This window comes from Thalassospira sp. SM2505, assembly GCF_054901115.1.
In genome coordinates this window covers 4272631-4298485 of sequence record NZ_CM142731.1, presented here as the reverse complement: position 1 = coordinate 4298485, position 25855 = coordinate 4272631, and the positions used below count along the sequence as shown (strand labels likewise).

General features: G+C 53.9%; 22 protein-coding genes. 7 read left to right on the top strand and 15 right to left on the bottom strand.

Annotated elements, in window-relative coordinates:
* Positions 1 to 8 precede the first annotated feature (8 nt).
* The 14 genes from ACTU44_RS20100 to ACTU44_RS20035 all read right to left on the bottom strand — a co-directional run bounded on the left by ACTU44_RS20100 (position 9) and on the right by ACTU44_RS20035 (position 15070).
* Complete coding sequence (locus ACTU44_RS20100; RefSeq protein WP_462096213.1) at positions 9 to 1484, bottom strand: NAD-dependent succinate-semialdehyde dehydrogenase; 1476 nt, start codon at positions 1482 to 1484, stop codon at positions 9 to 11.
* 15 nt (positions 1485 to 1499) lie between these two features.
* Entirely contained in the window at positions 1500 to 2654 is a 1155-nt protein-coding gene (locus tag ACTU44_RS20095; protein ID WP_462096212.1) for an iron-containing alcohol dehydrogenase, read from the bottom strand.
* Positions 2655 to 2677: 23 nt separating this feature from the next.
* The gene (locus tag ACTU44_RS20090) at positions 2678 to 3340 is read right to left on the bottom strand and encodes an ATP-binding cassette domain-containing protein (protein ID WP_462096211.1); all 663 of its coding nucleotides are present in this window, start codon (positions 3338 to 3340) and stop codon (positions 2678 to 2680) included.
* The gene (locus ACTU44_RS20085; protein WP_462096210.1) at positions 3337 to 4113 is read right to left on the bottom strand and encodes an ABC transporter ATP-binding protein; all 777 of its coding nucleotides are present in this window, start codon (positions 4111 to 4113) and stop codon (positions 3337 to 3339) included. The genes ACTU44_RS20090 and ACTU44_RS20085 overlap by 4 nt, the downstream gene beginning before the upstream one ends.
* Entirely contained in the window at positions 4110 to 5057 is a 948-nt protein-coding gene (locus tag ACTU44_RS20080) for a branched-chain amino acid ABC transporter permease (protein WP_114098099.1), read from the bottom strand. Before ACTU44_RS20080 ends, ACTU44_RS20085 begins: the two co-directional genes overlap by 4 nt.
* A gap of 1 nt (position 5058) precedes the next feature.
* Positions 5059 to 5958 (bottom strand): branched-chain amino acid ABC transporter permease, encoded by a 900-nt coding sequence (locus ACTU44_RS20075; RefSeq protein WP_114098263.1) that lies wholly within the window; start codon positions 5956 to 5958, stop codon positions 5059 to 5061.
* 78 nt (positions 5959 to 6036) lie between these two features.
* Positions 6037 to 7350 (bottom strand): ABC transporter substrate-binding protein, encoded by a 1314-nt coding sequence (locus tag ACTU44_RS20070; RefSeq protein ID WP_114098100.1) that lies wholly within the window; start codon positions 7348 to 7350, stop codon positions 6037 to 6039.
* Between the two features lie 24 nt (positions 7351 to 7374).
* A complete protein-coding gene (locus ACTU44_RS20065; protein WP_462096209.1) occupies positions 7375 to 8712 on the bottom strand; it encodes an ABC transporter substrate-binding protein in 1338 nt (445 codons plus the stop codon).
* A gap of 249 nt (positions 8713 to 8961) precedes the next feature.
* Positions 8962 to 10335 carry a sigma-54-dependent transcriptional regulator gene (locus tag ACTU44_RS20060; protein ID WP_462096208.1) on the bottom strand — a complete coding sequence of 458 codons (1374 nt, stop codon included), beginning with the start codon at positions 10333 to 10335 and terminating at the stop codon, positions 8962 to 8964.
* Positions 10298 to 12058: a sensor histidine kinase gene (locus ACTU44_RS20055; protein WP_462096207.1), complete on the bottom strand. Its 1761-nt coding sequence runs from the start codon at positions 12056 to 12058 to the stop codon at positions 10298 to 10300. The genes ACTU44_RS20060 and ACTU44_RS20055 overlap by 38 nt, the downstream gene beginning before the upstream one ends.
* Positions 12059 to 12268: 210 nt before the next feature.
* Positions 12269 to 12829 (bottom strand): YcjF family protein, encoded by a 561-nt coding sequence (locus ACTU44_RS20050; protein ID WP_114098104.1) that lies wholly within the window; start codon positions 12827 to 12829, stop codon positions 12269 to 12271.
* Between the two features lie 104 nt (positions 12830 to 12933).
* The gene (locus ACTU44_RS20045) at positions 12934 to 14277 is read right to left on the bottom strand and encodes a prohibitin family protein (RefSeq protein ID WP_114098105.1); all 1344 of its coding nucleotides are present in this window, start codon (positions 14275 to 14277) and stop codon (positions 12934 to 12936) included.
* Between the two features lie 46 nt (positions 14278 to 14323).
* The gene (locus ACTU44_RS20040; RefSeq protein WP_114098106.1) at positions 14324 to 14521 is read right to left on the bottom strand and encodes a hypothetical protein; all 198 of its coding nucleotides are present in this window, start codon (positions 14519 to 14521) and stop codon (positions 14324 to 14326) included.
* Positions 14522 to 14563: 42 nt separating this feature from the next.
* On the bottom strand, positions 14564 to 15070 hold the full coding sequence (locus tag ACTU44_RS20035) for a YcjF family protein (RefSeq protein ID WP_181850240.1): 507 nt from the start codon (positions 15068 to 15070) through the stop codon (positions 14564 to 14566).
* A 191-nt stretch (positions 15071 to 15261) separates the two neighbouring features.
* Here ACTU44_RS20035 and ACTU44_RS20030 point away from each other — a divergent pair, with 191 nt between their 5' ends.
* Genes ACTU44_RS20030 through ACTU44_RS20015 form a run of 4 tightly spaced genes read left to right on the top strand, consistent with a single transcriptional unit; the run spans position 15262 to position 19749 of the window.
* Positions 15262 to 16020, top strand: a complete 759-nt coding sequence (locus ACTU44_RS20030; protein ID WP_462096206.1) for a hypothetical protein — start codon at positions 15262 to 15264, stop codon at positions 16018 to 16020.
* Positions 16017 to 18035, top strand: a complete 2019-nt coding sequence (locus ACTU44_RS20025) for an MFS transporter (protein ID WP_114098109.1) — start codon at positions 16017 to 16019, stop codon at positions 18033 to 18035. The genes ACTU44_RS20030 and ACTU44_RS20025 overlap by 4 nt, the downstream gene beginning before the upstream one ends.
* Positions 18032 to 19075 (top strand): ABC transporter substrate-binding protein, encoded by a 1044-nt coding sequence (locus tag ACTU44_RS20020; RefSeq protein ID WP_114098110.1) that lies wholly within the window; start codon positions 18032 to 18034, stop codon positions 19073 to 19075. The genes ACTU44_RS20025 and ACTU44_RS20020 overlap by 4 nt, the downstream gene beginning before the upstream one ends.
* Positions 19072 to 19749 (top strand): GNAT family N-acetyltransferase, encoded by a 678-nt coding sequence (locus ACTU44_RS20015; protein ID WP_114098111.1) that lies wholly within the window; start codon positions 19072 to 19074, stop codon positions 19747 to 19749. Before ACTU44_RS20020 ends, ACTU44_RS20015 begins: the two co-directional genes overlap by 4 nt.
* A 12-nt stretch (positions 19750 to 19761) precedes the next feature.
* Here ACTU44_RS20015 and ACTU44_RS20010 read toward each other — a convergent pair whose 3' ends face one another.
* Positions 19762 to 21012 (bottom strand): TAXI family TRAP transporter solute-binding subunit, encoded by a 1251-nt coding sequence (locus tag ACTU44_RS20010; RefSeq protein ID WP_147251974.1) that lies wholly within the window; start codon positions 21010 to 21012, stop codon positions 19762 to 19764.
* A 279-nt stretch (positions 21013 to 21291) separates the two neighbouring features.
* Here ACTU44_RS20010 and ACTU44_RS20005 point away from each other — a divergent pair, with 279 nt between their 5' ends.
* From ACTU44_RS20005 to ACTU44_RS19995, 3 genes are all read left to right on the top strand, one after another.
* Complete coding sequence (locus ACTU44_RS20005) at positions 21292 to 22365, top strand: pyridoxal-phosphate dependent enzyme (RefSeq protein ID WP_114098113.1); 1074 nt, start codon at positions 21292 to 21294, stop codon at positions 22363 to 22365.
* A 105-nt stretch (positions 22366 to 22470) separates the two neighbouring features.
* Positions 22471 to 24123, top strand: a complete 1653-nt coding sequence (locus ACTU44_RS20000) for a cyclic peptide export ABC transporter (RefSeq protein ID WP_114098114.1) — start codon at positions 22471 to 22473, stop codon at positions 24121 to 24123.
* 3 nt (positions 24124 to 24126) lie between these two features.
* The gene (locus ACTU44_RS19995) at positions 24127 to 25791 is read left to right on the top strand and encodes a cyclic peptide export ABC transporter (protein ID WP_462096205.1); all 1665 of its coding nucleotides are present in this window, start codon (positions 24127 to 24129) and stop codon (positions 25789 to 25791) included.
* Positions 25792 to 25855 lie beyond the last annotated feature (64 nt).

The window sequence follows — 25855 nt, the reverse complement described above, 5'->3', positions numbered from 1 at the left end:
GTTTCCGGTTAGATGGCTTTCCCGGCGAGACCGCCGAGGCACATGTATTTAATCTCGACAAAATCATCGATGCCGTATTTCGACCCCTCACGACCGATACCGGACTCTTTCACGCCACCAAACGGGGCTGATTCTGTGGAGATGATCCCTTCATTGATCCCGACGATGCCGTATTCCAGTGCTTCGCCAACGCGCCAGATGCGACCGATGTCACGGGCATAGAAATAGGCCGCCAGTCCAAAGGGCGTGTCATTGGCCATGCGAATGGCCTCGGCCTCGTCACTGAATTTGAACAGCGGAGCAACCGGACCAAAAATCTCTTCGGAGAAGATCCGCATTTCTGCGGTGACACCGGTCAGAATGGTCGGGCTAAAGAAATTGCTGCCCGGTTTGGCGCGTTCACCGCCAAGCACGACTTTGGCACCGTGGTTGATCGCGTCATTGACAAGGGTTTCGACCTTTTCAATCGCCTTGGTGTTGATCAATGGCCCCTGTGTTACGCCATCCTCGGTGCCTTGACCGACGCGCAGTTTGGCAACTGCGGCGGCCAGTTTTTCGGCGAAGGCATCATAAACGCCTTCCTGAACCAGAATGCGGTTGGCGCAGACGCAGGTCTGACCGGCATTGCGGTATTTGGATGCGATGGCACCGGCAACGGCCTCGTCAAGGTCGGCATCGTCAAAGACGATAAAGGGCGCATTGCCGCCCAGTTCGAGACTGACTTTTTTGACGGTATCGGCACATTGGCGCATCAGAAGTTTGCCGACCTGGGTCGAGCCGGTAAAGGACAGTTTGCGAACAATCGGATTGGTCGTCAGTTCATTGCCAATATCCGCACCGTGCGATGCGGTGACAACATTGATCACACCATCGGGGAAACCGGCACGTTTCGCCAGTTCGGCAAGGGCAAGGGCGGTCAAGGGAGTATCTTCGGCCGGTTTGATGACAACCGTGCAACCCGCGGCAATCGCCGGGGCACATTTACGGGTGATCATCGCCATCGGGAAGTTCCATGGCGTAATGGCGGCCACAACACCGATCGGCTGTTTGACGGTGATGATGCGTTTATCTGCACCATGTGACGGAATGACATCGCCATAAATGCGTTTGCCTTCTTCGGCAAACCATTCAAGGAAGGACGCGCCGTAGGCCACTTCACCGCGTGCTTCGGCAAGGGGTTTGCCCTGTTCACGGGTCATCAGTAACGCAAGGTCTTCCTGCGCTGCCATGCAAAGGTCAAACCATTTGCGCAGAATATTGGCCCGCTCCTTGGCGGTCTTTGCCCGCCATGCCGGAAGGGCGGCGTTGGCGGCATCAATTGCTGTCCGGGTTTCCGCCGCCCCCATATCGGGGACATCGGCAAGATGTTCGCCGGTGGCCGGATCGGTCACGGCAAAGGTTTTGCCATTGTCGGCCGACACCCATTTGCCATCGACATGACCAAGGGTTTGCCAAAGACCGGTATCATTGAGTTCAATCGTCATGGGGCTATCCTGTGGTTAAAGTACGCTGGCATAGATGGCCCGCGCGGCCTCAAAGGTCATCTCGCGCGGGTTGTTGATCAGAAGGCGTTCGACCTTCATCGCATCGGTCGCAAGCATGTCGAGATCGGCCTCCGTCACGCCAACATCGCGTAACTGACGGGTAAAGGGCATCCGTTCGACCATGTCAGTCATGTAGCTGATGAAACGATCACAGGCGGCATCATCATCGGCAAACCGTTCACCGGGCAGAACCGCACGGGCCAGTTCCGCATATTGCGTACAGGCCGCATCGCGGTTGAACTTCAGAACCTCGATCAGGACAAGTGCGTTGCTGTGACCATGGGGAACATGGAAATGCCCGCCCAGCGGATAGGCCAGAGCATGCACGGCTGCAACCGGGGCATTGGCGAATGCCATACCGGCCATCATCGATCCCTGCAACATGGCTTCGCGGGCTTCACGGGACGGGTTTGCCGAAACCGCATCATCAATATGGGCAGTCATCAACTGCATGCCACGAATGGCCAGACCATCAGACAACGCGTTTTTCTTGTGCCTGGTGGTATAGGCCTCGATGGCATGAACCATCGCATCAATACCGGTCATTGCGGTAATCGATGCCGGAAGACCCATGGTCAGTTTAGCGTCAAGCAAAGCGACATCCGGATAAAGAAGTGGCGATACAACGCCTTTCTTCTCCTGGGTCGGGGTGGTGACGATGGAAATCGGGGTGACTTCCGATCCGGTGCCTGCGGTGGTCGGAACCTGAATAAGCGGCAATCTTGGACCATTTGCCAGACCGATCCCGTAGATCGCATCAAGTTGCTGGGGATTGCCACACAGCAAAGCCACCAGCTTGGCTGTATCCATCGATGATCCGCCGCCAAGGCCGATAATGATGTCTGCACCAAAATCCTGGGCGCCCTTGACCGCTTCAAGGATGGTGCTTTCAGGCGGGTCGGCTTCAACCCGGGTCCACAAAAGGGTATCGATCCCGGCATCAATCAGGGCCTGATAGGGGGCATCAATCAATCCGACTTTCTGCAAGCCCGGATCGGTGATGAGAACGGCGCGTTTTGCGCCGAACTCGTTACACAGGCTGCCCAGCTGAAGTGCGCCATCAAATTCGCAGATGACGCGGGGCGTGGTTTCAAATGTAAAATCTGACATGGTGATCCTCGCTTTGGCCGGGCTTATGCGGGCTGGGTGTTTGATGAGGAAACAGTGCCGCGTTCGATGCGATAGCTGCCTGTCACCAGATCGGCGGAATGGGTGTCATCCGATTCTGAAATCAGAACACACAAGCCACTGCTGCCAAGGTTGGATATGACCTCGGACAGACGGCGCGACAGAACCGGGGCAACGCCCTCGAACGGTTCATCAAGAAGCAACAATTTCCGGCCCGGCATCAATGCGCGGCCAAGGGCCACCAGTTTTTGCTGACCACCGGAAAGCTGCATGGCGCGCCGGGCACGGAACTGTGCAATTTCCGGAAGCAGGTCATAAACCCATTCCAGACGTTCCTTGGCATCTGCAATGCCGTTGGTCCATGCCGGAAGAAGAATGTTTTCCTCAACCGTCAGGGACGGGATCAGGCGGCGGTCTTCGGGCATATAGCTGATACCGCCTTTTGCACGACCGAAATCAGCCGTCTTGCGCAAATCCTTGCCATCAAAGGTGATGGAACCATCATCGGCCTCAAGCAATCCCATGATGGCACGCATCAATGTGGTTTTGCCCGCACCGTTATGTCCGATCAGACCAAACATCTGTCCGGACGGAACAGTCAGGGAGACATCACGAAGGATCGGGATATTGCCGATCGAGACATTCAGATTTTTGATTTCCAGGGTCATGATGCGCCATTCCCTTTTTTGTGGGTGGGACGATGGCCGGTGACAAGATCACGTACGCGTTCATCGGCAAGAACCGCCGAAGGCTGCCCGTCGGCGATGATCTCGCCGCTATAGAACGCCAGAACACGTGATACGTAACGTTCGACCACATCCATGTCATGTTCAACAAACAGCACGGTGACACCATGTTGGCGGACCGCATTCATCACGGTGTCCATCAATCCGGTTTTTTCATCCATGCTGACGCCACTGGTCGGTTCATCAAGCAACAGCATCTGCGGATTGCCGATCAGGGCCATGGCAATATCCACCAGTTTGCGGGCACCTTGCGGGACCGCGGTTACCAGTGAGTCTCGATAGTTCTCGACACCGAATTCACGCAGAATGTCTTCAGCCCGTGCGATGCGTTTGTCACTGCGAAGCGGGCTTAGGAAACTTGGACGCGGGCTTTCGGCAGCGGCAAGGGCAACGATCAGGTTGTCGAGTACCGTCATTTCAGGAAACAGCTGTGCTACCTGAAATGAACGAGCCATGCCTGCGCGTGTGATGGCACGCGGTGAATGACCAAGGATTGATTTGCCGTTAAACAGGATTTCACCACGGGTCGGCTTCAGATAACCGGTCACCATATTGATGAAGGTTGTCTTGCCCGCGCCGTTGGACCCGATGACGCCAACGATTTCACCTTTGGAAATCCGGACATCAAGATCCTTTGCGGCGATGACCGCACCAAATTCCTTGTTTAGCGATTTGGTTTCAAGAATGACAGTCATGCGCGTTCTCCTGCTTTTTTACGCGATACCAGGCTCCAGAGGCCTTTGGGCAGGAAGACGATGACACCCAGAAGGGTAAAGCCGAGGATCATCTGCCAGGTATGGGGAACCAGTTCGATGGCATAGGTCCGCACGACCGAGAAAACCACGGCGGCAATGAACGGTGCAGCGACATGACCCAATCCACCCAGAAGCGCGATAAAGATGAATTCGCCAGACGTGGTCCAATAGGCCATTTCCGGGTCAACGTGCCCGGTGGCAAGGGCGGTTAATCCCCCCCCAAGGGCGGAAACCGCGGCCGCACTGACATAGTTGCCATACAGCAACCATCGCGGCGAAAGACCAAGATATTCAACACGAACTTCGTTTTCGCGAACGGCTTCGCAAATCACACCGATCCCGGCCTTGGTGTAACGATGGATCAGAACAGCAATCACCAGACCGGCCAGAATGGTCAGGGTAAAGACCGTGTGCTGGCTGCTTTCCCCGCCGTCGGGAGCCCAGCCAAAGATTGTCCAGTTATGAACGTTAAAGCCGTCCGTGCTGCCCAGTTCCGGGCTTTTGACCAGAATGCCAAACAGGATCATCGAAAAGGCCAGCGACAGCATCGCAAAGAAGATATCGCGATAACGTGTCAGCAGCAGGCCCAGCACCATCGCAACCGCAATGGCGACCAGCATGCCAAGCGAAAGGGCAGCAATCGCATCATGGATGCCAAAGAACTGGCCTCCCATGCCGACGGTATAACCGCCGATGCAGTAAAACAGTCCCTGACCGAAAGATACCAGACCGGAACGCATCTGCATGACGACACCCTGCACAACAAGGGCCTTGGCAAAGGCGATGGTCAAAAGGAAGATCAGCCAACCGGGCGACACAAACCCGAACAGCACTAAGGCAATCGCAACTGCCGCAAGCGAGATTTCAGTTTTATCAAAACGCATGTCAGATTTTCCTCGCCAAAGTACGGCCAAACAGACCTTCGGGGCGGAACGCCAGAACCAACGACATCACGCCGTAAATGACGAAAAGTTCGAACTCGGGGGCATAATGGACAGCTGCGGCACGGCTTAATCCGACAAGCAGTGCGCCAACGGCGGCACCGCCGATACTGCCAAGTCCGCCAATCACGACCACTGCAAAGGCCAGAACGATGACTTCGATCCCGATACCCGGCACGACCGAAATGGCCGGAGCAGTCAGCGCACCGGCAAGCGCGCCAAGGATGGTGCCGATGACAAAGGTGATGGTGAACATCAGGCGGACATTCACACCCATCGCAACCGCGATTTCGCGGTCATGGATCACCGCACGCAAGACCTTGCCGGTATTGGTACGTTCAAGCAGTCCCCACAAAACAAGACCGATGACTGCCGAAACCCCGACCAGTGACAGGTCGTAGTTTGAGACTTTCAATAATCCAAGCGACGTTCGACCAAGTTCGGAATAGGGCTGATAGGCGAAATACGGGTTGACCCCCCAGACGATTTTCATCGTGTCTTCAAGGATCAGCAAAAGCGCATAGGTAATGATCACCATCAGGATTTCATCGCGGCCATACATCAGGCGCAGCAATCCACGTTCAATGATCACGCCAACAATCAGTCCGGCAACCAGTGCCGCACCAACCAGCAAAAGATAACTGATCCAGGCCGGGCCAATACCGTTATTGAAATACCAGCCGACAAGGGATGCTGCGGAATAGGCACCGATGGCATAGAAGCTGCCATGGGCCATATTCAGGATGCGCATCACCCCGTAAATTACGGTCAGGCCAGCGGCCACGAGAAACAGCCACGATGCATAGATCGAGCCATCAATCAGGACGGCAAGAAGACTTGTCATCACAAATATCCAGTGTGCAGGGAAAAGGGCGGGCATCCCGCAAAAGAGATGCCCGCATCGCAGGAAGATTGTGTGTGCTTAGTTACACTGAGCACCCGGGAAGCCCTGGGCAATCCAGTCTGCGGCAGAAACACCTTCTGGCGGGGTTACGCATTCGCCAGAGAACGAGACGGAATTGACGATGGACGCCTTGCCGTCTTCATAGTGGTATTCGCCGTAGGAAATGCCCTGCATTGCCTGATGACCATTGCCGCGTGCCATTTCAACAGTACCTGAAACGGACGGGAAGGAAGCGCCTTTCAGGCCGGCAGCAAGCTGATCTGCGGTCGGGATTTCCTTGTCTGCCAGACCGGCATTTTCAGCAGCAAATTTCAGGCCGAGGATCGCCTGCGCCATCTTGGTTGCCGGGTAAACCGGATCAAGATCATAGGCGGCGTTATAGACACCCTTGAACCAGGTGTTCAGTTCGTTTTCCGGTGCGAACGCGCCGAACGGACCACGTGCACCAATGATCATGCCATTCGGCGCCTGATCCTTATAGGTCGCAAGGCTTGCTTCACCGCAAGTCAGAAGACCGGTGGCATCTTCAAGCAGGCCACGGGCATTTGCCTGAAGAACCAGTGCTTCCATGTCGCCACCCCAGAAGGAGCTGTGAACGATTTCCGGACGCTTGACCGACAGGGCAGAGATTTCTGCGCCATACTGGCCCTGATAGATTTTCGGGAACTGTTCTTCGACGATTTCAGATTCCGGCAGAAGTTTCGCCGCAGCAGCGGTGAAGTCGGCCCAGCTGTCCTGACCCCAGGAATAGTTCTGCTGGATGCCCGAAAGACGGGTTACATCCGGACGGGTTGCTGCGAGGTAACGTACGGCACCGATATTGTCGACCGATGCATCAAGGCCGGTACGGAACATGTATTTTGCGTCGCTGTTTTCAACGAACAGGCGGGAGGTCCCGCAATCATATGCGATGGTGAAGGTTTTCAGTTCTTCGGCAACCGGTGCGACAGCAAGGCAATCACCCGAAGAAACATAGCCGATCACGGCATCAACTTTCTGGCGCTGGACAAGGTTGCGATATTCTTCAACCTGCTTGGTCGCACCACCGGCCTCATCAATGATGACGGCTTCGATTTCTGCGCCATTGATGCCGATCTTGTTGTACGGAGCGGGCAGTTCACCCTTGTTCAGTGCTTCAACAAGAACCTTGGCGGCATTGGCAGATGGAACACCAAACGGGCCGGCCGCAGGACCGGACAGGAAGGTAACAATACCGATGCGGAACTTGCCGTTTTCGGCTGCGGATGCACCCGATGCAAGGCCAGCCGTCAGGGCAAGGGCAGCGACGCCCGAAACCAGATATTTGCTGAAAGTTGTTTTATTGTTCTTCACTTTTTTTCCTCCCTTGGGAAAGGTCTATGGAGTTGGCGGTGGAACAGCCTCGGACCCGCCAGCCACGGCATCGCGGCGGCGTTTGACCATCTCTTTTGACGGTTTGAGGTCTTCGGCGTCGTAGATCGCCCAATTCCCCACCATCAATTTTGAAGGCGGAAAATCTTCGTTATGGACGACCGTGCCCACGGCTTGCGCCTGGACAATCTGGTGAGTGTCGGGATCGATATAGGATGCAAAGCCCGGCGGATCTTCGGGCAGGGCCAATTGCAATCCTTCAAGCGCCTTGATCAGTGCCCTGTCATCATGCGCGCCACCGGCTTTCTCGATGGCGCGTGCTATCGCGATGACGCCGGTATAGGCACCTTCGGCAGCATAGGTCGGATAACGACCGGTCAGGTCATGGAACTGTGCGACAAATCGTTTGTTACGCCCTGTTTCCGGCCAGTTATTGTGGTGACGAGCGGACAGGATCAGGCCGGGATAGGGCTGATCGCCCAGCGCCATCATCACATCGTAATTGGCACCGGTATCGAAATTTGCCAGACGGGTGGTTTCAAAGAAACGGGTCGTTGATGCCTGTTTGATAAAGGCAATGAAATCACCGCCCCAAAGTGCAGTCACCACGACATCGGGTTTGGCCGATTGCAGGGCATTGATATAGATCGAATAGTCCGGTTCATACAGCTTGGGCCACAGGGCACTGACGGTTTCATACTCAACGCCAAGCCCATCAAGGGCGAGCTGCAAGTCAGTCCAGGAAACATGCCCATAATCATAATCCGGTCCGACAAAAGCGAGACGTTTCCAGCCGGTTTCCTTTTGCAGATCGCGCAGATAACGCGCGCCTGCTGCCATGCTGGTCCAGCTGTCATTCGTGACCCGGAAATAATAGTCGTGTCCGGCTTCGATGCTCAGCCGCGATGATGCATGGTCGGTTCCGACCATGATGATCTTTTCCTGACGTGCAAGATCACTTACCGCATGAGCAACGCCTGATGAAACGATCCCGCAAAAGAACCGGGCGTTATCCTTTGCGACGAAATCCTGTGCCAGACGGACGGCATAGGATGCCTTTGATCGCGGATCATCGGCAATCACGCGCAGTTTTGGTGGTGTCAGTCCTGCCTTGGTTTCTGCCGCCAGATCATCAAGTGCGATTTGAATGCCGACAATGCTGTCGCGACCATATGTCGCCGAGCGACCGGTCATCGGGTACAAACAGCCGATCACCGCATCGGCTTCGTCCGCCGATGCGCCCAGCTCAAAACGTTCGGCCTGTGCGCCATTGGCGACAAGCAATGTGAACGCGGCAATAATAATGGTGATGCACCCGGAAACCGGGCGTGTGAGCATCTCCATGATGTATCCTCCCTACGAATGGTTGTTCCATTCGTGTTTGTACCTTTGTCCGGGTAATTGGCAAAGGCTGTGCCAACTGTTCCGCTAAATGAAAAAGGCAGGGAGATCGGGGCTTTGCGCAAAAGATGTGTGGTTTGTGTGCGAGGGATGAGCGCAGAAATGAGCGGTTGGCGCTCCAAATTGAAAAAGCCATTGAGCGAAAACCGCTCAATGGCTTTTGGTTTGTGAATGCGAGATCGCTCAGGACGACTATTGCAGGCCCAGCCTTTGCAGTCTGCGTTTCAGGGCGTGACGTGAAATGCCAAGAATCTCAGCCGCCCGGCCCTTGTGACCGTCCGCCTGGTCAAGCGCATCCTGTACAAGATTGCGCTCAGTGTTATCCAGGCGGTCTTGCAATTGCGGCCCGTTTGAATTTGCCATTTGATGGACTTCCCGTTCGCCTGAGATATCGGTTTCATGAAACTCGGTTGGCAGTAATTCGGGCGAAATCGTCTTGGCAGGATATAGAATTGTCAGCCGCTCGATCAGGTTTTTGAGCTCGCGCACATTGCCGCGCCAGCGATGGGCCAGCAAAATATCAATTGTTTCCGGTGCAAAATTGATCGGATGGCATCCTTCTGCCTTGGCTTGTTTGTCCGCGAAATGTTCGACCAGCTTGATGATGTCCTCACCGCGTGCCCGAAGGGCCGGGATATCAATGGTGATGACATTCAAACGATAAAACAGGTCTTCACGGAAGTTACCCAGACGGACTTCTTCGGCAAGGTCACGGTTGGTTGCCGCGATCACACGCACGTCTGCCGACGCCGAATGTTCGCTGCCAACCGGTCGATAATCTCCATTTTCAAGGAAATGCAGGAACTTCGCCTGCAACGCCAGGGGAAGTTCACCAATTTCATCAAGAAACAGGCTGCCGCCATCGGCAAGCTTGACCAGACCGGTGCGTTTCTGATGGGCGCCGGTATAGGACCCCTTTTCCGCGCCAAAAAGCTCGGACTCAATAAGTTGTTCTGGCAGTGCTGCGCAATTGACCTCGATAAAGGCGCGTGATGATCGCGGGCTTTCGCCATGGATGGCGCGTGCGACCAATGCCTTGCCGGTTCCGGACTCACCCAGCAACAGAATACGGCTCGCACTGCTTTTGGCGACGCGTTCGATGGTGGTGCGCAATTCGCTCATGGCGGCACAATCACCAATCAGTCCGTTGGCGGGAACATCGCGTTTGCGGTGATATTCCAGTTCCAGAGCTGTCCGGTTCTGATCCAGCACGCTGTTGATCGTGTGGATCAGTTCATCAAGTTCGAACGGCTTGCTGAGATAATCCGCAGCACCGAGCTTGACGGCCTTGACCGCTGCACGGGTGTCGCCATGTGCGGAAATCATGATCACGGGGACATCGATATCAAGATTGCGGATGCTGTTAAGCACCTCCATGCCATCGGCACCGGGAAGGCGCAGATCAAGCAGGATGATATCAAACTGGTTTTTCCGAACTTCGAGAAAGGCATCTTCGCCGGAATGAACGCCGGTGACGTCCATGCCTTCGGTCCTGAGCGCAAAGCTCAGGGAACGAACGAATGATTCCTCATCGTCGACGATCAGTAATCTGATCCTCTTGGACATCTTCGGGGGCTTCCTCCTGGGCGGTTCCCGTCTTTGTGGCCGGGAACTTCAGTGTGATTGTCGTGCCCTCTTGCGGGGCACTTTCAATATGAATTTTACCATGATTGGCTTCGACCAGCTGTTGACTGATCGTCAGGCCAAGACCAGTTCCTTTGCTTTTCATGGTAAAAAATGGCTGGACCACGTCAAGCAAATGCTGTTTAGGGATGCCCGCACCATCGTCTGTGACGCGGATTTCCACCCACGCTTCGTTCTGTTCAGCACGCAAGCCGACCGTGCCGCCCGCCTTGCAGGCCTGAATGGCATTGATGCCAAGATTAAGTAAAACCTGCAAAACCTGATCCGGGTCGATATACAGTTTCAGGCCGGAATCGCCACTGGTGTAGAACCTGACATTTGCATCCTTCGCAATCGGTTCCAGCACGCGGGCTGATTGGCGGAACAGGTCGCGAATTTCAGTGTTTTGCGGGGCAGCTTCACCCGGACGGCCATAGGCCAGAAGATCATTCACCACACGTGACAGGCGATCAATCTGATGACCCATGTCATCAAGCAACACCTTGCGTTCAACATCCTGTTCCTTGCGAGTCAGGGCCTGAACGGTGGTTTTCATGGTGGCAAGCGGATTGCGAACCTCGTGGGCAACACCAGTGGCAAACTGACCGAGAACTGCAAGTTTTTCGGCACGCACGGTCCGGTCGATCAGGTCTTTGAGTTGCCATGCCATGGTGTTGAACGCCTTGGCAACCGTGCTGATCTCATCACGGCGACGACCTTCGGGCAGGCGATAGTAAAGATCACCTGATGCGATGCTGTGTGCACCCTGAACCAGCGTATCAACCCGTCGGCGCAGACTGCGCGACAGGGCAAAAAAGATCGCCAGAATAACCACGATGATCAAGGTCGCCGTGACATAAAGCCAGAACCGCGTCTGATCAATCGGCTGCAAAATGGTGCCGGGGTGGACACTCATGACGATGTTCCAGCCCGGAAGAATGCTGGGACCTTCGATCAGCTCGCCGGTTACCTCGGCCGGACGCCCTGTCGGGTCGAGAACAATACCGCCCGGGGTGCGCAAAAGCGGTTCAATAACCCCGGCCACACCGGCACTGACCAGAAGTTCGGTCAGGGATGACAGGCGCACATGCAGGGCAACCGATGTATTCTGCCCAAATCCGGTGTCACGAATATGCTGGCGCATCAAAAGCCAGCCGGAATTGCCATTTTCAGGCAGTTGCGGGCCGATAAATTCGATACCTTCATGTTCGACCCGCGGAAGGCCGCGAATATCCCATCCGGTTTTTGACCAGTATGGGGGGCCAGATGCCGCTTGCCCGGCGACCAGACGATCCAGATTGTCGTTCCAGTCAAAGAACAGCACGCCATAAAGATCAGGTGAATCTGCCTCAACTCGAAGCAGGGTCAGGGCTTCTTCTGCTTGTGGCGAATTTGGTGCTTCGATGAATGCAGGGAGCGCAGGGTGATTGGATAGCGTCACCAGTTGATAAATGCGCGCATCAAGAAAGGCAGACAACTTGTTCGATGTTGCAGCAACCTGGGCACTAAGGCGTTCGCCGGTCAGGCGGTCGATCAGTTCATTGGAAAAACGCTGATAAAAGAAGCTCAGTGCGACAAGCGCGCACACGACAACGCCGACCGATAATAATGTATATCGGCCCACAAGGCTCAGACGTTGATTGCGTGACCAATGAAAACCGGACACAGACGGGCTCCCTTACGTTGAATTTTTCAACGCGTATTCTTTATTTGTCATAGTTCTGAAGCAAATGTTGCACGGCAGCAAGTCAAACCTGATTGTCTCAGTCAGGTTGACATGTGGTACATTCGGCAAAAGCAGGGCTCAAAAAGCAGGAATGCCCAAGACAAGTGCCTTGGGCATTCCGTTCATTCTGCATCAGAAAAGCTAGGCTTGTTATGCCTTGGCTGTCGCCGGACCACCGGTCGATTTTGCTGTTGTCTTCCCGCCCTTGACGAAATCGGATGCCTTACGCTTGCCTTCGGCAAATTCGTCTTTGAAGCGATCTTTCATTTCGTCTGCGTCGAAATCACTGACCGTACCGCCCTTGGCGAAATGCCATGCAAAGACACGGCCAAGCGCGTAGGTGCAAGCAGCGGTGAAAGTCGGCATGGCCACAACACCAAACACGGTTCCGACGACCGGCACGCGACGGATCAGGTTCGCCGTCGCAATACCGATGCCGGTAACCGGCAGAACCGTTGCAACAAGGGTCGCGACCGAGTTCTTGATGGCATTTTCCGAGAAGGATACACCGTAAATGTCACAAAGTTTGGCAATCATGCGCAGCTGAATTGTGCTGCATGCGGCCATCTCAAGGAAGGGGATCGGAACAAGTGCGCCAACAGCAGCATAAACGCTGTGGCGATGAATGCAGTCGCGCGACTGTGCACGGATCTCATCCGCCTCTGCAACGGCAACGTCATCAGTCTCTTGTACGTTCTCTGCTTCTGTCATTCTCGCCTCTTGATAAGAACTGTTGATCTTTATCCCGAAATTCAATCTTCAACTCAAGAATCAGACTATCTCAACTTGGGGTTGGTCGCAACAATCAGAAAGCTTTATTGTTTCAGGTTGCTCTTGGGTTCTGGCGTTGCTGCCGGTTCATGTTGGGATGTCATGGTATCGGCATTGGGGGTGTTGCTATTTGCACTGCCACCGGCTGTTTTGTCATAGTTTGGCGAAACAGCCTTAAGCAATTCGCTCATTGTTCCCGGCGATGAGGCCTCATTCCCTGACTTTGTCTGATCTGTCTGTTGGGAGTCGGTTTGTGCGCTGGTTGCACTATTTGTGCCTTTGGATGGTTTGCCCGATGGATCGGTGGGCATTTTCAATCCCGGAGAAATCGCATTCTGTGGCGCAAGTTCCTGTGAACGTGCATTGAATTGAGTGGCGTCGGGCAGCGTATCATCATTGTCATCAACCATTTCTGCACTGGTCCGGGCAACCGGTGCGTCTGCAGTATTGAGGATAACCGGAAGGCCATCCTTGCCGCCGATGATGATGGTTTTGCTGTTTCTCGATGTTGCAAGCGACATGGTCGCTTCGATCCCGCGCAGGCGCAAATATTCCTCGGTAATTGTTTTGGCAACGATGTCCTGGAACTCGCGGATACCTTCTGCCTCGATCTTTTTGCGTTCTTTTTCTTTCTGTTCGCGTGCGATACGGAAATCATATTCAAGCATGGCCTGATACTGTTCTGCCTTGCGCTCGATCGCGTCGGCAACGCGCGGGGGCAGGGTGACAGAACGAATCAGGACATCTTCAACCGTGACCAGACGCCCGCGGAAACTTTGATTAACCAGCGACGACCCAAGTTCATTGACCATCCGTTCAAGGATTTCGGCCTGAATGAAGGCACGGGTTTCCGTATAGAGCTGTTCCGGGGTGTAGCGCGAAATCAGTTCACGGGCATGCGACCCGATTTCAGGATAGACGAGAATTTCCGCATAGTTCGGGCCAACAAGTTTATGCAGCATACCCGCAGCTTCGCGGTTGATCCGGTAACGCACCGCGATATCGACTTCCATAGACAAGCCGTTTGACGAAATGGTGTCATAGACGCGGGCCTGATTTTGCAAGCGGGCGTCATAGACATACATTTCATCCCACGGGAAGATCATTTGAATGCCTTCACCATAGGTCCGGTCAACAACCGTTCCCCCAAGGAACCGGTACCACATGACACCGACATGGCCAGCAGGGATGGTAATGAATATTTGCGGTGCAAGGGCAATCATCGCGATGATGATAAAGAACAGGGTGATCAGAATTCTGGTCTGAAAACGCTGAACCAGACGCCGCAGCCAGGACACCAGCCGATGACCAAAGCCACGCTGTTCCGTGGCGCTTTGCGCAGGATTGCCCTGAGGCCCGCTATTTGGCGCTGTCGTGCTTTCAGCCATTCATCATCTCGTCTTCAGGTGTCGTTCGGAAAATGGTGTTTGCACGTCAGTAATCGTCCAAGTTGTTCATTTTTTCGCGGACATCACGGGACGGGCGCGCGATGAGCTGCACGAGAAAATCACCGATCGGAGTAATGATCAGGGCCACAATAAAATGGCCAAGGAAGCCAAACGATGTCCGGCGGCCAAGCAAGCCGCAAATCACTGCGGCCAGGATATAAAGTATAGCAATTACCAGATGCATGGATCGTGGCCCTGTAAGTAGCATACGTTAAATTCGCGCATCTCAGACAGCCTGTGCCTTGTTGCCGAACTTGAAACCTTCTTTGAACTTTTCCTTGAAGTAGGGTTCAGCCGCTTTGGGATCAAAGTTGCTCATTGTGCCGCCTGCTTCGTAATGCTGCTGAAAGACCTTGCCCAGCGCATAAGTGAAGGCTGCATTGAAGCCGGGCATCGTCAGAATGCTCAGCGCAGAGCCAACCACAGGAAGCGCCTTGGCGACATTGGAAAACAGCCCCGTCGCCAACAGGGATTTGCCCAAAACACTGCTGGTGAGGCTGGCAACGAAACTGGCGATCACCGATTTGCCGCTGTTTTCGGTAAAGGGCACCTCGTGAATGCTGCTAAGCTCGGCCAGCATTTTCAACTGTACGGCGACGATCGCAGCAGAATCCAGTACGGGTATCGGGATCAGTCCGGTACCAGCTGCCCAAAGTGTGTTTTTCCGGATTATGGCATCGGACCTGCGGTGAAGCTTTTTGCGTCTAAGCAGTTCAAGACGTTCACTGTCCATATTGCCCCCCAGTTTCATTCCTCGTGAAACCATAAACACTAAATATAGACACTGCAATTTGTTTCAGAGGGTTAGAAGCCATTCGACGCTGTTACATTGGTAATCAACGATATAATATCCATGCGGGAAATATGTTATGAACGGGTGATGCTTTGCATTATTCGATCAGGATGCACCTTGGGGGAAATCACTTGAGCTTAACGGCCAAAATAGCACTGGCGATCATTTTGATCTTTGTCGCAGCACTCGGCATGACGACGATGCTCAACTATATGCGGTTTGAACAGACGCTTCGAACCGTCCTTACCCAGCGCATCAATGTGATCGCCAATGAAACCGCTCAGGATCTCAGGGCTGCTATTGATATCGGGTTGCGCCTTGAGAACATGGAAAACCTTGATGGCATCCTGATGCGCCGTCTGGGCATGTCTGACGAGATTGCCGAAATGTCGGTACGTGATTGCACGGGAAATCTGATTTCGGGTGAATTATCCAGGCAGGGCGGGACTGTTTCCACAACGCCGGTTCAGACCGGTGGTATCCAGTTCAATGATGCGATCGCATTGCTTGATACGAAGCTCGAAGACAGTCTTGGCAAATGTGCCGGCAGCCTTCGTCTGACGGCCGATCTGTCGGTGATGAACGGGCGCCTTGAAAGCGCTTTGGCTGAAATGATGAAGTCAGCCGGGATCGGCATGGTCGCGGTTCTTCCCATCCTTTGTCTGTTGCTATGGCTGATGAACCGGCGGCATCGGGTCTTTGTCAGTCTGAATAACGATGTCAAACGCGCCATTCTTGGTCAGAACTCCACGGATGATTTCCATGATCGGGACCTGTTGACGGAAAGCGAAATCGAAATGGTCGCGCTGTATCGCGATATCCGTAAAAACCTGCGCGATGGCACGTCATCAGATGCTCCGTCACCGACCAATAACGAGAAGCCGCAATGACCCATCCCGATAAGCAGACTTTGTTAACAGATCAGGCCAAGTCCGGCGCGCCACGTGGGCGTATGTTGCCCAAGGGGACGGTCTGGATTTTGTCATTGTTCAGCATCCTGATGCTGTGCGTTGCACTGATCGGTATTTCCTGGCGGGCTGCGGAACTTGCACGCAGTGACCTGCAACTCGAAATCAGTCAAAAGGCCGAGATCGAGGCCGAAACACTGGCAGGCAAGATCAATCGCGCGATCAATCTGGGTATTCCACTCGCGGAAATTGTCGGCTTCTCTGATGTTCTTGTTCAGTTAAAGCAAGCAGACCCGGATTTGCGATTTGCAGCTGTTGTCCATGATGGCGATCTTCTTCATACGGGCGGCCTCGGCAAAGGTGCCTTGGAAAGTGCGCTTGCCGATCAGCATGACGGGCTGAGCAACGATTACATCATCACCCAAATCAGTCTTCCTCACGAGATCGATAATACCGACGATATTGAAATTATAATCGGGCATGACCGGGCCGCACTGATGCGGCCCCTGACGGATAATCTTTTTGATATTGCGGTGATCCTGATCATTTCGCTTGCCCTGTCGTTTGAGCTGGTCCTTCTGGTTTTGACGGTAAATGTCGCCTTGCCGGTGCGTGTGGCGCAGCGGGTTTTGACCAGTGTTCGCGAAAAGCAGTTCACGCTTCTGCACGGGCAATCGTCGCGGGACGAAATCGGCAAGTTCATGGAAAACATCAATGCCGTCGTCACCCAGACGGCAAGGAAGCGCGGAACAACCCCGCGGTCCGAACGCGAGGTCAAGCTGATCGGTGTCAGGTTGCTGGCATTCCTGTTTGTTCTGGCCGAGGAACTTGCACGTCCGATCATGCCAACCTTCTTTGGCAAGGTGACGTCGAGCATGGCCGATGGAAATATGGCGGCCGGTATCATCATGGCGGTTCACTTGCTGATGGTGGCGATTGCCATGCCGGTTTGCAGCCTGTTTCAGGAACGTGTCGGATCGCTTCGTATGTATCTCACGGGGGCGTTTCTGGCGACGATTGGTCTTTGTGGAACGGCCTTTGCCACCGGCATGTGGGATTTGCTGATCTGGCGGGCATTTTCGGGTATCGGCTATGCCACGACGTTTGTCGCCTGTCAGGCCTATGTGATTGATGCAACAACCGAGCGCAATCGTACCCAGGGTACAGCGATGATGGTTAGCGGGATCATGCTTGCAGATATTTGCGGGCCGGCAATCGGCGGGATTTTCGCGGGGCATTTTGGCGAGGCAACAACATTCATTGCCGGTGCCGTTGTCGCAAGTCTTGCTGTATTTCTGGCCTTTTTCCTTCTTGATACGCATGTGCGCGGACAAACACCGCTCCCCGTTCCGACACGTAAAGCCATGAAGGCATTACTGGCAAACCGGCAGTTCCAGGTGCTTATCCTGTTTGCTGCGGTTCCTGCCAAAATGATCCTTAGTGGATTTTTATTCTACCTGACCCCGCTGATCCTGATCGAACAGGGGGCAACAATCGCTGAGACCGGCCGGGTGATCATGCTCTATGGTCTTGTCGCATTGCTGACGGGATGGAGTGTCGCGCGCTGGACGGATAGCAAACAGCGCGAAACCCGGGCGGTCGGAATTGGTGGTGGATTGACAGCACTTGGTCTTCTTCTGGCGGGTTTCATGCCGCTTTACGGTGTGTTTGCGGTGGCCGTCGGATTGCTGGGACTGGCACAGGCGACGTCAATTCCGGCTCAGGTTTCGGCAAGTTTGAAGATCAGCCGCGACTTTACCGAAGAACACGGTACGGGGGCTGTGCTTGCGGTGTTGCGGTTGGCTGAACGTCTGGGGGGCGCGACCGGACCATTGCTTGCTGCGGGACTTGCCTTGTGGCTTGGAACGATTGGTGCCGTGACTGTTTTTGGCGTGATAGCACTTGTTTCGGTTTTGTGTTTCGAATTGTTGATCGGGCATGTTGACGCAAGCCCCAAGAAACAGTCCGAACCGCTAGAAGAAGGGGCGTCATCGTGAAACACATTCAGTTTGCGCGAAATGCTGCCCGGTCTTTGAGCAGTGTTGTCTTGTTTTTGCTGTGCCTTGTCGCCGTGAACTTTTTTAGTGCTCAGGCAGTCCAGGCCAAGGGCGAGAAAGACGATCCCCTGAGGATTGCGATGATCCTTTGGCGCGGAGAGACCCGGGTCGAGGAAGGATTCCGTGCCTACTTCAAGGACCGCGACATTGCGATTGATCTGCAAGTTCATGATATTGCCCGCGATCTTGACAAGATACCTGCGATCATCGAGAAAATTCGCAAAGACCCGCCTGATCTGGTTTACACTTGGGGAACTGGCGTAACCTCGCGGGTGGTTGGAAAATATAATGACTTTGATCCGGCCAAGAACATCACCAAGCTGCCGGTGGTTTTCGTCATGGTGTCTGCACCCTGGAAAACAGGCATTGCTGCGCCTCGCGGCCAATGGCGCCCCAACGTCACCGGGGCAGCCCATATCGCACCGCTATCGGCGCAAATTCAGGCCATTCGCGCCTATCGTCCGATGACGAAGCTTGGCGTGGTTTACAATGCCGAGGAAGACAATTCCCTGTCCAATATCAGCGATCTTAAGGTGCTTGGCGAAGAAATGGGGTTCGAAGTCCTTGAAGCACCGTTGGGCCAGAATGCAAAACCCAAACCCGAAGACATTGCCCCGGCGGTCAAAATGCTGGCGGAAAATGGGGCTGATTTCCTTTATATCGGGCCGGATAACTTCATCGGGACGTATCGTGATGAACTGACCGAGGCAGGATTTGTCAATGGTCTTGCTGCCTTTAGTGCCACCGAACTTGAAGTCCGTGACGGTCAGGCGATGCTGGGGCTGGTCAGTCGATATGAGCTTGTCGGGCGACTGGCCGCCAGCAAGGTTGAAGACATTCTGGTCAACCAGATTTCACCCGCCGATATACCGGTTGAAACGCTTGATCGGTTTTCCTATCTGATCAGGCTTTCATCGGCACGCAGGCTTTCGCTTTATCCGCCTTTGTTGCTTCTTGATTATGCGGAAATCATCGAATGACGGCGGTCATCAGGCGACTGGATGAAACGCATCTTGATGCGGTGATAGCACTTCATCATGACGTTATTGCCGATATGCCTGCCGGAACGGTTGCAAGCGAAACAGACGCATTTTTCCAGTCCCACATGAACGATTGCGGTCAGATTTTTGGTGCTCTGTCGGACGGTGACCTGATTGCCTATAGTGTATTGGGTCTACCGCGTATTGGGGATCCGAATTTCGGGATTGATCATCACTTGTCAGCCGGGGACTTGCAACAGGTCGCCCATATTGACGGGGTCGCCGTTCGCAAGGACCATCGCGGATCAAAGTGGCAGCAACGCATGGTGATACACCGGCTAGAAGCCGCACGGGCATGCGGCCGGGCCATTGCGCTAAGTACGGCGGCACCCGGAAATGTACCAAGTGTGATTAACCTTCTGGCCGCCGGAATGCGGATTTGCGGGGTGAAGGAAAAATTTGGCGGTGTGCGATATTTGTTTCGATGTGACCTGACGGGCGATAAACCGGCAAAGTTACAGGAATCGCTCCACATGGATGACTGGTCACCGGTTTCAGATGTCACATCTGGCAAGAACATGATCGCAGATGGAATGGTTGGTGCTGGGTATCGTCAAGGGCAGGCCGGGAATAGTGGTCCGGATATTGGTTGGATGCGCAGAGAGCGGGTTTGATCCGTTCCGGCCCTATTGCATTGTCCGGCGATAAGCAGGCTGGTTGCTGCCATTAACAGCAACCGGTTGCTGATAATGCGATTGCCAGTCACAGGCATGCGGATCGGTTTCCCAATAGCATGCTGCACCTTTGTGGAAGGTTAGAAAGTTACCCTTTTTAAAGAGATCGTCGCCATTCACACTGCGGAAGGTCGGGTTCTCGGCCTTAAGCTGTTCAATATTTTCGTGGATGATGCGGGTGATCCAGTAAACCACATAAGGGTCGGCTGGTTCATAGGCGATCAGCGATGCCTTGAACCCGTAAGATTCAATATCGGCTTCCTGTCCGGCATAGGTGCGCGCAGGAAGAACCTGATTGAAGAAATAATTGTTGGCTTCGACCAGTTTCTGGGTCAAAGGGCCACCCATGCCGACAACTTCGGCGTCGCAATCAAGGCTTTCCTCAATCAGGGATGCCGGGTGACCGATCCACAACCCATAGGCATCGATATAATTCTCGCAGATGCCAAGCCGGTTGTAGTCCTGTGCAACATTATAGACGGTTTCGAGGTCGTCTTGCGCAATGCCATATTGCTTGAGAAGTTCCAGCCACAACTCACGGGTTGCGGATCCTTCCGGCCCGATATTGATGCGCTTGCCCTTAAGGTCGGCGACACTGTTGATACCTGAATCTTTTCGGACAACCAGCAATCCCATTTCATCATGGAGCGACATGACCGATTGCGCACCGGGGATCGGATTGATGTCCTTGAAGGCTTCCCAGTTATTATTGGACTGCACCAGTGCCAGTTGGACGCGGCCTTCCTTCATCAGGCGGATATTGCTGCCCACACCTTGCGAGCGCAACGGAACACAATGAATTCGATGCCGCTTGTAAGTACGTTTCATCATGTCACAGATGGTAGCGGCTACCTGAAAATAGACGCCATTGGTACTGCCGCTATAGATCGCTGCGTAATAGGATTTTTCACGTGACCCATTTCCGGTGATTTCCGCGTTATTGCTGAAATTGGCAAGGCCATCTTCCACCAGCGAATTCCGTCGATACTGTGATAAGGGAATGGCGTCAGGCTTATAAACATAACCATCGACGATATCCTGCGGTAACGCGACATTCGCCGGGCTATCGTCAAAATTGTCGATATCAAGTTGATCCCCATCATAAGCCTCTATGGCCTCAGTCGATGACAGGGACTGTGTGTTTTCCATATTCGAGGGATTGGGGGCTTGTGCGATGGCGGGCCTTCCGGCAAGCGTGGCCAACAACGTCCCGAGAACGAAACATCCAGTGAGCGATGCAGATCGACGGGCGGAGCTTTGCAAGTTGATAACGTCCGAAAGCAGTTTGCGCGATAGTGGGTAGTCTAAAGGATTTGACACACGCCCGTCGAGATTCAATATCGCTTAAACATACGTTTCTCAGATAGTTGCGTCTTTTTGCAGTATGCCTCGCCACCTAAACCAATCATTATGCGCAGGTTGATCGGCGGGGTGACCTGCCCCTACCATAGAGATGCCGTTGTCGGCCGTCAGGAGTAAAGCATGAGCCCAAAGGACACCTTCGAACCGACAGGGGCAGAAATCGCTCAGGCATTTTCCCTGATTTCGTCCTGGCCGGAATATGGTGAAAGCCCGCTCATCTGTGCGCAGGGGCTGGCAAAGGAACTGGGCGTGCGCACCATCTGGATCAAGGACGAAAGCAAGCGTTTCGGGTTGGGCGGGGTAAAGGCACTGGGGGCGCCCTATGGCCTTAAGAAACAGCTTTTGCAACAGGGGCTGGAGCCGGGTAGTGCCGCGTGCAACGCATTTGTCGCTGTGGCGGCAACCGACGGCAATCACGGTCTTGCCGTTGTCTGGGCGGCAAGAAAGTTTAACTGCCGGGCCAGGATTTTTGTCGGGGAGGATGTCGATCCGGCTCGCATGCGCAGGATTGTTGATTGTGGTGGTGAACTTGTCACCATCAACGGAACCTATGATGATGCCGTGCTTGCCGCCGAGGAATATGCCAGGGCCGATCATGTTTTGCTGATCACGGATACCGATTATCACGGTGATCTTGTGGTGACCCGCGATATCATGGCGGGCTACGCCGTTCTGGGTGTCGAATGTGCCCGTCAGTTACGTGCTTTTGGTGCGGATATCGACAAGTTCTATTTGCAATGTGGTGTGGGTGGCATGGCGGCCGGCTGTGCGATTGGCTTTTGGCATGAAAGTGGCACCAAGCCACAAGTCTGTAGCGTCGAGCCGGAGACAGCTGCCTGTGTTAAGGCAAGTATTGAAAATGGTCGGCCAACGCGCGTGCCGGGAAAGTTGCTGACACGCATGGTCGGGCTTTCTTGCGGATATCCCAGCCTGCCGGCTTTGAGAATTCTTGAAGATGTCTGTTTTGACAGCATCGCGATTGACGATGCCTGCGCCAAGGAAGCGCAAGACGCGCTTATGTCGGGTATCGGGGGTGATGATCCTGTGGATACTTGGGATACCGGTATTTCAGGCCTCGCGGGGCTTTGGCATGTGGCGCGCGATCCGGAACTTCGTCGCAAACACGGGCTTGATGCCGATAGTCGTATTCTGGTGGTAAATAGCGAAGGCCGAATACCGCCCGAATATCTTTAGGTCACCGTGTGTTCATAAAAGTGAAGCGTCGCTGGACACATTTCATACCGGTGGTTACAGTTGAAACGGTCGACAATCGGTCGGTTCTTGGGGGCTGTTAAATCAATGAAGTTGCTGGAATTGTTATCTTTGGAAGATAACAAACTAAAGCTCCGGCTTGCCGTATCCGGGCTGCTTTCCGGATTGGGAAGTGCAGCCCTTCTGGGGCTGGTAAATACCGCCGCCCAAGAAATCAGTGACAATGGTCTGGATCGTGTCAACTGGGTGTTGGCAGGCAGTTTTGTCGCCATCACACTCATTTACTTCTTTGCCGAGGTTTTCCTTCTGAGCAACATCGCGCGCCAGATCGAACAGGGCATTGACCGCATTCGTCAAAGATTGTTCACCCAGATCGCCATGGCCGACTTCGTCAAGCTTGAGGCAATCGGGCAGGAACGACTGTTCAAGAATATCACCCAAAGCACACAGGTCATTTCGCAAAACGCGCATCTGATCGGCATGTGTTTCCGCAGTGTGATGTTGCTGATTGCGGTGATGATCTATGTGTTCTGGATTTCAAGTCTGGCCTTTTTCCTGATCATTGGTGTGATCGGGATTGGGATCGTCATTTATTTGCGGATGGGGCGTGCGCTTGGTGAATGGTTTGGCAAGCTGCTGCAGGTCGAAGCCGAGATGTTTGAAAAGATTGCCGATCTGTTCCGGGGCATCAAGGAAGTCCGGATGTGGTCAAAGCGCAGTGACAGGCTTTACGCAGCATTTGATGCTTCTTCGACGAAAAAGGCAGAATATGGTCATAAGGCCCACGACCTGATTTCGCGTCAGATGATCATGGGGATGTCGGCATTTTACATTCTGCTGGCCATTGTTGTTTTCATTGTCCCGGTTTATTCCAGCAGTTTGACCTCTGATATTCCCAAAATCAGTGTTGCGATCCTGTTCATGATCGGCCCGATTTCGGTGATGGTTCAGTCGATGTCGGTTTTTAGCCAGATCGAAGGTTCTGCATCGCGGATGCTGGCATTGTCCGATGATCTGGCCGAGATCCGTGAAGAGGCCGACGAAGAAAACGCCAAGGAACTTCCCGCGGAATTCGGGCATATCGACTTCGAAGCTGTGACATTCACCTATCCCAACCGCGACCCGCGACACGGGTTTGTCCTTGGGCCGATTGATCTTTCGGTCAAATCCGGCGAACTTTTGTTTGTGACCGGCGGGAACGGTTCGGGGAAATCGACCCTGGTCAAACTTCTGACCGGTCTTTATCGTCCGGAAAGCGGGAAAATCAGTATCGACAAGACCCAGCTTGGTGTGCACAGCATTGCGCCGTACCGCAATTTGATTGCGACGGTGTTCTCCGACTTCCATCTTTTTGCTGAATTGCACGGCGTCGATACGCTTGATACGGACGAGGCAAATTTCTGGCTTGAACGGTTTGAAATTTCGCATGTTACAGCAATCCGTGAGGGCCGGTTTGTAACAACGGCCCTGTCATCGGGGCAGCGTAAACGTCTTGGCCTGATTTCGGCCATTCTGGAAAAACGGCCGATCCTGGTTCTGGATGAATGGGCCGCCGATCAGGACCCGTATTTCCGCAAAAAGTTCTATACAGAAATCCTGCCGGATCTGAAAAAGCGCGGCATCACGGTAATTGCTGTGACCCATGACGATCACTATTTCGAAATGGCAGACAGAAGACTTCATCTCGAAAACGGCAAGCTTTCTGAAGTCACCCTTGATGATCCGCGCGGGAGGATCTGAGCCATGTTGATGTTCCGTCTGCTCAAATCTCGTGTCGGTCTGAACCTTCGGACTGTTTTTGCACTTTCATCCATGTCGGCGATTGCCACGACACTTGTGCTGGTGGTGGTCAATCTGGCCTCGGATCAGGCGCAGGAACATAAGGTCAATCTACAACTGTTGCTGATGATGGTTGTGTCGCTGGGCGGCTATATGTGGGCACAGCACAAGTCCGATGTGATGGTTTCAGACGAAGTCGAAGCCATGCTGCACGAATATCGTGTCAGGCTGTTTGATCAGGTGCGAAAAGCCGGCCCCGATGTTCTGGCAAAGGTCGGGCAGGGATCGGTTCATGCCGCCATCACGTCGGAAATGCAGACGATCTCTAACAGCTTGCCGATTATGCTTAACGGTGCACAGCAGATCGTGCTGGTCGTTTGTGTCGGGCTGTATCTGGCATGGTTGTCTATCTTTGCCTTTGTCATGCTGGCGGTGCTTGTTGTTCTGGCAGGCTTTATCCATGTGCATCGCATCAACCGGGTCAATGCTGCGACCCGTGCGTCCGAAGACGACGAAGCCAAACTGTTTGACGGCCTGAATGATCTGCTTGCCGGGTTCAAGGAAGTCAAAATGAATACCCGGCGCAGGAATGCGCTCGTCGAACAGCTTGGGGAACGCTCGAAACGGGCGTGTAGCGCAAAGGCGCTGTCCAAGGCGCAATGGTCGCGCGAAAGCGCCAGCATTCAGCTGGCCTTCTACGCGATGATGGCGGCCATGGTGTTTATCGTTCCGATCTTTACCTCGGATTATCATGATGTTGCTGTGCAGGTCACAACCGCGACCATGTTCCTGATCGGGCCAATCGGCACCGTAATCATGACATTCCCAAGTTTTAATAATGCTGAAACATCGCTTGGCCGGATTGTTGAACTTGAAAACAATCTGTCGGGGGTCATTGATGCGCAAGAAGCGGAAATGCGCGATAAATCAGGATCAATGCCACAGGAAAGCAGTCCGTCAGCATCGTCAGACTGGCATGAGAAGATCGATGAAATTGCCCTTGAGGATGTGCGCTTTGCCTATCGGTCTTCGACAAACGGATTTGCGGTCGGGCCACTGGACGCTGTGTTCAGGCGGGGTGAAATTACCTTTATCAGTGGTGGGAACGGGGCCGGGAAATCAACGATCATTTCCTTGCTCACCGGCCTTCGAGATGTCGATAGCGGATCGATCCGGATCAATGGTCATGCGTTACGACCCGACGACATGCAGGCCTATCGCGACAGTTTTGCCACAGTGCTTTCGGACTATCATCTGTTTTCCGAGCTGTATGGTATTGAGCAGGTTGACGAGGAAAAGGTCAACGCGCTGCTGCGCGAAATGGAGGTTGATCACAAGGTCACCCTTGATGGCCTGTCATTCTCGACCACAGCGCTTTCGCAGGGGCAACGCAAACGTCTGGCACTGATTGCAGCACGCCTTGAAGGTAAGCCTGTTCTGGTTCTTGATGAATGGGCCGCCGATCAGGATCCGCATTTCCGCAAGGTGTTTTACGAGGAAATCCTGCCCGCCATGCGCAAGCTGGGCAAGGTCATCATTTGTGTGACCCATGATGATCGCTGGTTCCATATCGCCGATCAGGTTTGTCACGTCCGCGACGGCATCATTGATGCGGTGCGCAGCCAATAATATTCCGCGAGAGTACGTCATCCATGGCGTGAAACTGTAATCGGCCCGGACTTGAAGTCGGGCC

Excerpts from the sequence above, each read along its gene's own strand:
- ACTU44_RS20015 (WP_114098111.1), top strand. The coding sequence starts at position 19,072 with ATGACGGCGGTCATCAGGCGACTGGATGAAACGCATCTTGATGCGGTG.
- ACTU44_RS20065 (WP_462096209.1), bottom strand. The coding sequence starts at position 8,712 with ATGGAGATGCTCACACGCCCGGTTTCCGGGTGCATCACCATTATTATT.
- ACTU44_RS20090 (WP_462096211.1), bottom strand. The coding sequence starts at position 3,340 with ATGACCCTGGAAATCAAAAATCTGAATGTCTCGATCGGCAATATCCCG.
- ACTU44_RS20080 (WP_114098099.1), bottom strand. The coding sequence starts at position 5,057 with ATGCGTTTTGATAAAACTGAAATCTCGCTTGCGGCAGTTGCGATTGCC.
- ACTU44_RS20045 (WP_114098105.1), bottom strand. The coding sequence starts at position 14,277 with ATGGCTGAAAGCACGACAGCGCCAAATAGCGGGCCTCAGGGCAATCCT.
- ACTU44_RS20085 (WP_462096210.1), bottom strand. The coding sequence starts at position 4,113 with ATGACTGTCATTCTTGAAACCAAATCGCTAAACAAGGAATTTGGTGCG.
- ACTU44_RS20035 (WP_181850240.1), bottom strand. The coding sequence starts at position 15,070 with ATGGACAGTGAACGTCTTGAACTGCTTAGACGCAAAAAGCTTCACCGC.
- ACTU44_RS20060 (WP_462096208.1), bottom strand. The coding sequence starts at position 10,335 with ATGTCCAAGAGGATCAGATTACTGATCGTCGACGATGAGGAATCATTC.
- ACTU44_RS20040 (WP_114098106.1), bottom strand. The coding sequence starts at position 14,521 with ATGCATCTGGTAATTGCTATACTTTATATCCTGGCCGCAGTGATTTGC.
- ACTU44_RS19995 (WP_462096205.1), top strand. The coding sequence starts at position 24,127 with ATGTTGATGTTCCGTCTGCTCAAATCTCGTGTCGGTCTGAACCTTCGG.
- ACTU44_RS20025 (WP_114098109.1), top strand. The coding sequence starts at position 16,017 with ATGACCCATCCCGATAAGCAGACTTTGTTAACAGATCAGGCCAAGTCC.
- ACTU44_RS20075 (WP_114098263.1), bottom strand. The coding sequence starts at position 5,958 with ATGACAAGTCTTCTTGCCGTCCTGATTGATGGCTCGATCTATGCATCG.
- ACTU44_RS20050 (WP_114098104.1), bottom strand. The coding sequence starts at position 12,829 with ATGACAGAAGCAGAGAACGTACAAGAGACTGATGACGTTGCCGTTGCA.
- ACTU44_RS20000 (WP_114098114.1), top strand. The coding sequence starts at position 22,471 with ATGAAGTTGCTGGAATTGTTATCTTTGGAAGATAACAAACTAAAGCTC.
- ACTU44_RS20100 (WP_462096213.1), bottom strand. The coding sequence starts at position 1,484 with ATGACGATTGAACTCAATGATACCGGTCTTTGGCAAACCCTTGGTCAT.
- ACTU44_RS20095 (WP_462096212.1), bottom strand. The coding sequence starts at position 2,654 with ATGTCAGATTTTACATTTGAAACCACGCCCCGCGTCATCTGCGAATTT.
- ACTU44_RS20005 (WP_114098113.1), top strand. The coding sequence starts at position 21,292 with ATGAGCCCAAAGGACACCTTCGAACCGACAGGGGCAGAAATCGCTCAG.